This is a genomic window from Neolewinella lacunae (assembly GCF_014349155.1).
GTDB lineage: Bacteria > Bacteroidota > Bacteroidia > Chitinophagales > Saprospiraceae > Neolewinella > Neolewinella lacunae.
Genome location: NZ_JACSIT010000086.1, coordinates 1 through 1,301 on the forward strand (window position 1 = coordinate 1; position 1,301 = coordinate 1,301).

Annotated in this window: 1 pseudogene; it reads left to right on the forward strand. The window is 60.1% G+C overall.

Going from position 1 to position 1,301, the window contains the following annotated elements:
• A pseudogene (locus H9S92_RS07705) lies at nucleotides 1-1,301 on the forward strand (hypothetical protein); the annotation flags it as partial.

Below are 1,301 nucleotides of genomic sequence, written 5' to 3' on the forward strand. Positions count from 1 at the left end.
AACGAAGTTACCCTGACGGTAACGGACGTTAACGGCAACAGTTCCACCTGCACGGCCACGGTAACGGTAGAAGACAACATCGCTCCCGAGATTGTCGTCACCCCCCAAACGGTAGTACTAAGCAACGCCAACGGAACGGCTACCCTGACGGTTGCCGACCTGGCTACCGCTACGGACATCTGCGGCATCGCCTCTTTGACGGCCAGCCAGCTGCTCTTCACCTGCGAAGACATCGGTGAGGTGGAAGTGATCATCACGGCCACGGACGTGAACGGCAACGTAACGACGGCCCCGGTCATCGTGACGGTCCAGTTCCTGCAGCCCAACCTTTCCTGCATCGGCGAGATCAACCTGACGCTCAACGATGACTGCCAGGGCCTGCTGATTCCCCGCATGGTCCTGACGGGCAACGTTGCGTGCCTGGACGTATTTGGCTTTGACATCACGGTAATGGACAGCGACCCGAGCAACGGTCCGATCATCGACGGCTGCGGCAGCTTCCAGTACTCCATCCGCTCCATCGATCCCACGCTTCCTCCGACGGAAGACTTCACAGGTGATTTTGCCCCGGCCAACTGGCTGCTGGAAGCCTTCTACACGGACGGTTTCCCGATTGGCCAATCTGGCGACATTGGCATTGCCGAGTTCACCGACAACCAAACGCTGCGCTTCCAGACGCTGGGCGATAACTTCGGCGTCACGCTGATCGCCCGTGCCCAGTACCTTTTCGACCAGGCGGGTACGGTAAGCATGAGCTACGACTACAACGGTGCTGATGCTGGCTTCGATAACGCGGTAGTTCTCTACACTTTTGAAGGCGACGTAGCCGAAGTAATTCTGGACACGGACATGCCAGAGGCAGGTGAACTGAGCTTCACCGTCGAACCCGGCAACACGCTCTTCATCGGTATCGTTGACGATGGCTTCACGCCCATCGGCAGCAACACGCCCAGCGAACTGACGATCACCAACTTCGTCTTCACGCCGCCCAGCCTGCGGGTACTCGACTTCGAGACCTGCTGGGGCATCGTCAACGCCGAAGACAAGACGCCGCCGGCGGTTGTCACGGAAGTAGAAGACGTGAACCTGCTCTGCGTAGACCTTGACGCGAACACGCTGACGACGCTTCCGGCCAACATCAGCAAGTGCTACGAAGTGTTCTCCAACAACCGCAGCGCGACGGCTTCTGGCCAAGTAGGCGCAGTTGCTGGCACGACGGTAGCGGGTACGATGGCCCCCCAGCTGCGGGCCCGCCTGCTGGCCGGTGGCCTGACGCCGCTGCTGCCGACCTTCACGGACGG